The sequence below is a fragment of the Muriicola sp. genome (assembly GCF_049669965.1).
In the GTDB taxonomy this organism is placed as follows: domain Bacteria; phylum Bacteroidota; class Bacteroidia; order Flavobacteriales; family Flavobacteriaceae; genus Muriicola.
This window is the reverse complement of sequence record NZ_JBATLB010000121.1, coordinates 1-6,127: the sequence shown is the minus strand read 5'-3', so window position 1 is coordinate 6,127 and position 6,127 is coordinate 1. Positions and strand designations below refer to the sequence as shown.

At 38.5% G+C, this 6,127-nt stretch carries 7 protein-coding genes; 3 read left to right on the top strand and 4 right to left on the bottom strand.

Translation table 11 applies throughout. The features are described 5' to 3' along the window. Positions 1 to 468: DUF4837 family protein (locus WBM49_RS06670; protein ID WP_424371279.1), on the top strand; the 468-nt coding region annotated here is incomplete at its 5' end. Positions 469 to 526: 58 nt separating this feature from the next. On the opposite strand, the gene WBM49_RS06665 is transcribed toward WBM49_RS06670, so the two are convergent. The 4 genes from WBM49_RS06665 to tatA all read right to left on the bottom strand — a co-directional run bounded on the left by WBM49_RS06665 (position 527) and on the right by tatA (position 4,738). Beyond that, positions 527 to 697 carry a DUF6747 family protein gene (locus tag WBM49_RS06665; RefSeq protein ID WP_424371278.1) on the bottom strand — a complete coding sequence of 57 codons (171 nt, stop codon included), beginning with the start codon at positions 695 to 697 and terminating at the stop codon, positions 527 to 529. Between the two features lie 215 nt (positions 698 to 912). Beyond that, positions 913 to 1,083 carry a DUF6747 family protein gene (locus tag WBM49_RS06660; protein WP_424371277.1) on the bottom strand — a complete coding sequence of 57 codons (171 nt, stop codon included), beginning with the start codon at positions 1,081 to 1,083 and terminating at the stop codon, positions 913 to 915. 238 nt (positions 1,084 to 1,321) lie between these two features. Then, a complete protein-coding gene (locus tag WBM49_RS06655; protein ID WP_424371276.1) occupies positions 1,322 to 4,120 on the bottom strand; it encodes an OmpA family protein in 2,799 nt (932 codons plus the stop codon). A 435-nt stretch (positions 4,121 to 4,555) separates the two neighbouring features. Beyond that, positions 4,556 to 4,738 (bottom strand): twin-arginine translocase TatA/TatE family subunit, encoded by a 183-nt coding sequence (gene tatA / locus WBM49_RS06650; RefSeq protein WP_424371275.1) that lies wholly within the window; start codon positions 4,736 to 4,738, stop codon positions 4,556 to 4,558. Positions 4,739 to 4,941: 203 nt separating this feature from the next. Between tatA and WBM49_RS06645 the strand changes: the two genes are divergently transcribed. Next, on the top strand, positions 4,942 to 5,811 hold the full coding sequence (locus tag WBM49_RS06645) for a M23 family metallopeptidase (protein WP_424371274.1): 870 nt from the start codon (positions 4,942 to 4,944) through the stop codon (positions 5,809 to 5,811). 5 nt (positions 5,812 to 5,816) lie between these two features. Beyond that, a partial coding sequence (locus WBM49_RS06640; protein ID WP_424371273.1) for a GH3 family domain-containing protein occupies positions 5,817 to 6,127 on the top strand: 311 nt, incomplete at its 3' end.

Below are 6,127 nucleotides of genomic sequence, written 5' to 3'. Positions count from 1 at the left end.
AGCCTTCCTTCTATTTACAAGCTGGGCAAACAGGAGGATAATTTTGTTTGGATAGATAGGGAGATCCAAAAAGGCAGCATGAATATAATCGCCTATGAAATTCCCTGGTCCGGCCTATCTAATGATTCCACTTTTGTGACAGATTTTATCAGAATGAGAGATTCCATTGGGAAAAAATATATTCCTGGTCCGGATGTTTTGAATAAGATAACGTATATGACCACGGAAGATGCGTTTGCACCTTATTTCTTTACTACGGAGATTGATGGGAGGAGAACTGTTGAGGCTCGAAGTATTTGGGATATGGAAAATTTTCCCATGGCGGGGCCTTTTGCAACCTTTATTATGGATGATGAAAAGAACAATCGCAAATTGGTGGTAGAAGGATTTACCTTTGCTCCTGCTACCAATAAACGAGACTATATGTTCGAATTGGAAGCCATTATTCGCACCATAAAATTCGAATAGTAGCTTGTAAAATAAAAAAAAGCTCCATACTCTGGGTATTGGAGCTTTTTTATGTCATTTAATCAAAAGCAAAGCCTGTAGAAAGCCTGAATACGAATGCGTACACGGTTACCAGCCACAGGGCTAAACAGAACCAGGAGAAGGCCTTAAAATACTTTTTAAGGAATATATTCCTCCAGTTCCTAAATGCTTCTTTATAAATTTCTTTAAAGTGTAAAATTTGCTGCATACGCCTGCCTTTTAATGATTTTCCTAATGGCAAAGATGCCTTAGTATGGCAGAAATAGTATATTATCTAGATAAAGAGCATAAAAATTGGGTCAGATAAACGCAGCACAAAAAAAGCCTCTGGGAACGGTATGTTTTATCCGATATACCGAAGACTCAGAGGAGCAATTGTTAAGGCGGGTCTGTTGACCTACTTGTAAATATGTGAGCTATGACCTAGTCGAAAGCAAATCCGGTAGCCACCCTAAATATAAAAGCGTATAATACGATGACCAGACAGGCCAGACAGAACCAGGTAAAGATTTTGAACAAGTTCCGGACAAAATAAGAACCCAAATTTTTAAAGGCTTCTAAGTAAATTTCTTTCAGGAGTAAAATATGTTTCATATAAAAAAGATTTAGGTGTTAAGAGTGCACTGTTTTTAAGGTATTAACTGCAATTTGAGCTGTTGCGTATGTGCCCCTTCCAAATATGTTGTATAGGGGCTTATTCTTGTTGCGAAGCGAAAAAAAGTGCAAATAATACTATTTGGAATACCAAAGGGTGCGGGCTTAGGGTATCCCAATAAAAAACCATCTGCTTCATAAACAGATGGTTTTTAGGGTAGGTTAGTTCATTTGTGTATTACATATCTACTATAATAAATTCGGATCGCCTGTTGAGCTGGTGTTGTGCACTAGTGCATTTAATACTGCCGTCACAGCCATTTAAAAGTCTTTCTTCCCCATAACCTATGGCGCTTTCTATACGTTTAGGATCAATTCCCTGAGATATAATATAGGCTCTCGTAGATTTTGCCCGTTTATCAGAGAGGTATTTATTGTATGCTGCCTTTCCTCTGGAATCCGTGTGAGATTCTATCTTGATGATCATGGAAGGATTTTCTTTCATGACAGATATCAATCTATTGAGTTCAACCGCAGCATCGTCTCTGATATTCGATTTGTCGAAGTCAAAGAAGATCATGTTTAACTTGATCTTTTTGATCCCTTCTTCCAGGACGATCAGATCCTCAAGTTTTTCTAAGGAGACCGCTACGTTAATTAGTTCATTCTCCCTGGTAGGCGTATTTAGAACTACTTCGGAATACCCTTCTTTGGTAGCTTTCACTGTGTATTTTGTATTGCTGTCCAGATCTTCGAAGACAAAACTGCCGTCTTTGTCGGAAACAACCTCTTTTAGTTTAATATTGTTCTCATCCAACAGGGTAATAAGAGCCTCAGGCATTAGCTCTCCGGTCACTTGTTCGGTCACTACCCCTTCAATAGCATTGAGATTTAACTCTTCGGGCAGAAGCCTGGAGAACGAATAAATATCATCGTCACCTTTTCCTCCACGTCTGTTGGAAGCAAAGAACCCCTTCTGACTCCCCTCGTTAACTATATAGGAGAAATCGTCTTTCTGACTATTTACAGGTTTCCCCATGTTTTTTACTTCCTGGAAGCCTTTTTCATCGTCAAAGGCAACTTCATAGATGTCCAATCCACCTAATCCTATATGGCCATTGGAGGAAAAATACAGTTTCTTATCAGTAATAAACGGAAACATCTCCTTTCGCTCTGTATTGATATCGGGTCCAAGATTTCGTGGTTCGGAATACCCGCCATCTTCATATACATCAACTACAAAAATATCCGTTTCTCCCAGACTTCCCGGGCGGTCAGACACAAAGTACAGCTGTTTCCCATCCGGACTTAAAGCAGGGTGGCCCGTAGAAAATTCATCACTGTTAAATGGAACTTCAGTAGCCTCGGCCCATTCGCCATCCACTTTGCGCGACCTGTATATTTTAAGGTTATTTATACCGTTTTTATCGCGCTTCAGTTTCTTTCCATAATTATTACGCGTAAAATACATGGTAGTATTATCCGGAGAGAAAGTAACAGATGCCTCATGGTATTTGGTATTGATCTTTTTAGAGAATTTTATAGCGTCTTTAACCTCTTGCGATTCATTATTCACCTTTGCCACGTAAAGATCCAGATAAGGCTGATTGTTCCATTTATAGCGCCTCGTACTAAAAAACGACGAGTCCATGGCGGAGGCAAAAACTAATTGATCCTCATTGTAAAACATTGGAGAGAAATCTGAATATTTCGAATTCGTTTTAATATTCCGTATGGTATATTCTAATTCAGTATTGAGAATATTGTCCAGTACTTTTTCTTTAGGAGTAGTGCGCGGATCTTCTATGGAGTAGCGCATTCCTTCCTTTTTCACTTTTCGGTCATACAAACGCATTAACCGCTTGGCCCTGGCGTACTTCCCGGTTCCTTTAAGACTGTGAGCGTACTTAAATATGTTCTCTGCACTGATATCGTCATTATAGCGATTGTAAAGAATGTCATACCAATAGTAAGCGCGTTCCATATTTGAATTAAAATAGTGTGAATCGCCTGCCTTTTGAATAACCTCATAGGTATAGTTATCCTTATTATTGGTAAGAAATGACTCGTATAGATCCGCAGCTTCTGCATACCACATCTTATCGAAGTATTCATCTGCTTTTTCCAGAATTTTATTCAGTGGAGCTTTCTGGGATTTCCTTTGGACATTCTTCTCGGCGGCAAATAAAGCAGAGTTGGCTGCAGAAAAGGCGATTGGAGTATATGCAGGGCTCTTTCCCGGGGAAGTGGCTTCATTCGCAATATGCATGATCCATAGTTTATCCCCATATTTCCCATTTACCTGAGTTCTGGCGGTCTCTAAAACGCCCGCCCAATCTTTTGAATGATCCAGATAAACGTAGGTAAGTTTAGAATCTGTATTTTCTGCTGTTGAAACAGCCAGACCTTTGGACTTCAGTTTTTTGACAAACTTTAATACATTGTTTTTATCACCAAATACTCCGGCAACTGCATAATATCCATTATCAATAAAGGTTATGTCCTCTACCGTCCTCGCGGCTATCTTATATTTTTTAGCGGCACTGACAAATTGCTTATGAGAGAGTACAGCTGGTTTTGAAAAGTTGGGGGTAACTATTTCTTTGATTTCTGACGGATTCTTTTTGCTGTTTTCAACATGTAAGATCCACATCTTCTTCTTGTATTTTCCATTCAAATAGGAAGAAATGGCATCCTCGCCTATAGAGAAATGTTCCAGGTATACATAGTGCATACCATTTTCAGGACTTTTAAAATAACCGGGAGTGGCACCGTAGTTTTTTAGTGATCCTGCAAACTTATGAGCGTTCTCAGATACCCCAAATACACCAGTAATTAGATAATAGCCATTATATACATTGGCATAACCCTTTACCGATTTGGTAACTATGTTATGCACTTTTGCATTAGCCTTGAACAGTTCAATGGGAGATTCTGCCGTAATTTCTGACCCGGATAGCTCAGAAATGGTGGCAAGCCCGCTAAATGAACATACAAATAGCAAAAGGAAGATAATGCTGAATTGTTTTATTTTCATGTGTTAATAGACCCTAATTGATAGCCTGAAATTGGAGATCATGCTATATAAATTGCCCCGAATTAGGGAATCTATACATAGTTAATCCCTTTCATAACGTCGAATTTATAAGTTCTTATGCTATGGGATTACTTTTTGTTGTGAAATGGAGGTTTTTTGTCGTGTATCTCAAGAAAAAGTGCTTGTGGTAATAATCGGGCCTTAAGGAAGGGAAGTGTTTTTAGGGGTTTGGAGGTAATACTCGCCGAAATTTGACAAAAAGAATAAGTTTTGATTTAACGTGTCAAAATCATTAAAATACCGAAAAGTATATACACTAATAAGCTATTGTAGGAGTGCTATTTTTATGTGTGATGCTTTGAGCTGTGTGTTAGAAGGAGGCATAAAAAAAGCAACCCTTAAAGGATTGCTTTTTTTAATTAATTCTATAAGGCGTTAGTCTTTTTTCTCCTCTATTTGGTCATCTTCCTTAGAGGCGTCTTTAAATTCTTTAATTCCACTACCCAATCCCCGCATTAATTCAGGAATTTTTTTACCGCCAAATAACAAGAGTACTAAAACTACGACGACTGCTATTTGCCAGGGGCCTATTGCTAGAAAAGGTACAAGTAAGATCATGTGCTTCTTTTTATAAGGTAAACAAAGGTAGTAAAAAACTAAATAGATAGTATTTATTCCAAACGCAAACATTGTACTTTAATTGCTGCCTGATATCTTTAAAAAGGGGATTTATTGGAAATCGACAGAAGAATGGGGGAAGAATATCCTTTTTTAAGTTCCCGGTATGTTGAAATTCAATTCGAAATGTATCTTTGTGGGGCATGGAGAAAAAAGCAAAAAAAAGAAAGGAGATCAAGCGCAAGCTCTTGCATAAGTATCGCTTAGTGATTCTTAATGAGAGCACCTTTGAGGAAAAGATCTCTTTTAAATTAAGCAGGTTAAATGTTTTTATTACTGGGACCCTGTTTATTATTGTTCTGATAGGGCTCACTACCCTGCTTATTGCTTTTACCCCCTTGAGGGAATATATTCCAGGCTATTCTTCCACCCGTTTAAAGAAACAGGCTACGGAACTCACCTATAAGACAGATTCTCTCGTAAATGTATTAAATTATACCAATAAGTATCTAGAGAATATTCGCATGGTGCTGCGTGGGGATGTAGAAAACAATGAAATAAACAGAGATTCTTTGTTTGAGCAATTTAAAATTGATCCCTCTACCGTAGACCTCTCGCCAATTAAGGAAGACTCTGTCTTGAGGGCTCAGGTAGCTTTAGAAGATAAGTACAATCTTTTCCAACGCAATATTGCACAAGGGAGTCTTGTTTTATTCTCCCCGGTTACCGGGGTAATTTCACAGGGATACAATGCGGATAAAAAGCATTTCGCGGTAGATATTGTAGCAGAAAAAGACGCTCCTGTAAAGGCGGTGGCCAATGGAACCGTTATATTTTCTGAATGGACGGCAGATACCGGTTTTGTAATCATTATGGAACACGAAGAGGGATTGCTATCGGTCTATAAACACAACTCCTCTTTAAATAAGGAGCAGGGAGATCTTGTAAAAGCAGGTGAAGTGATTGCTTCTGTAGGCAATACAGGAGAATTTACCACCGGGCCTCATTTGCATTTTGAATTATGGAACAATGGGAATCCTGTCAACCCTTCAGATTATATAGATTTTAATTAAACTATATGTCCTTAAAGTCTTTCGCCGCTAAGATTTTTGCTGCCATAGTGCACAGAAGAACCCTTCGATGGATCAACAATCCGATTAAGACCCAAAAGAAGCTGTTTGAAGAACTTTTGCATGCAGCACGAAACACCCAATTTGGAATAGATCATCAATTCAACAATATAGGTTCGCATAGGGATTTCATCGAAAGAGTGCCAATACGGGATTATGAAGCACTAAAACCCTATATAAGCCAGATTCTAGAAGGGAAAACTGATGTTTTATGGCCAGGAAAACCTATTTATTTTGCAAAAACAAGTGGCACAACCTC

Bases quoted from the DNA above. Each gene is read 5' to 3' on its own strand.
- WBM49_RS06645 (WP_424371274.1), top strand. From the start codon at position 4,942: ATGGAGAAAAAAGCAAAAAAAAGAAAGGAGATCAAGCGCAAGCTCTTG.
- WBM49_RS06660 (WP_424371277.1), bottom strand. From the start codon at position 1,083: ATGAAACATATTTTACTCCTGAAAGAAATTTACTTAGAAGCCTTTAAA.
- tatA (WP_424371275.1), bottom strand. From the start codon at position 4,738: ATGATCTTACTTGTACCTTTTCTAGCAATAGGCCCCTGGCAAATAGCA.
- WBM49_RS06665 (WP_424371278.1), bottom strand. From the start codon at position 697: ATGCAGCAAATTTTACACTTTAAAGAAATTTATAAAGAAGCATTTAGG.
- WBM49_RS06655 (WP_424371276.1), bottom strand. From the start codon at position 4,120: ATGAAAATAAAACAATTCAGCATTATCTTCCTTTTGCTATTTGTATGT.